Source organism: Photobacterium sp. R1 (assembly GCF_054600795.1).
Genome location: NZ_BAAHZP010000315.1, coordinates 1 through 323 on the forward strand (window position 1 = coordinate 1; position 323 = coordinate 323).

A 323-nucleotide genomic window follows, 5' to 3' on the forward strand; every position below is an offset into this window, starting at 1 on the left:
AGGGTAAAAATTATTGCAAAAGCTCATGATCCGGCGGCAGTAAGCGGGAGATCCAGATAGCCAGTTTGTGTTTCATGTTGGGGCCGTCTTCCTGATCAGGTGAGAGCGGGGTGATCTGCTTAACATCTACCAACAATCGGTAGATACATTCGACTTTTTCTTTATCTGAAATGCCTTTGGCGAAGTCTTCATAACCCTGTTTTTTGGCAAAGGCGATCCCTATTTCCATGGCTTTCTTAATCAGCTTTTGCTCGTTTTTGATTTTTTTCATTGTATCTCGTTCCCTGGCGTTGACCTGCACATAAAGCATTGTAGGGGGTGTT

1 protein-coding gene is annotated in these 323 nt (G+C 44.0%); it reads right to left on the minus strand.

All coding sequences use genetic code 11. The features are described from left to right. Positions 1–10 precede the first annotated feature (10 nt). Positions 11–271, minus strand: coding sequence for a DUF5062 family protein (locus ACYP03_RS25205; RefSeq protein WP_120510928.1), 261 nt, complete (start codon positions 269–271; stop codon positions 11–13). Positions 272–323: the final 52 nt, after the last annotated feature.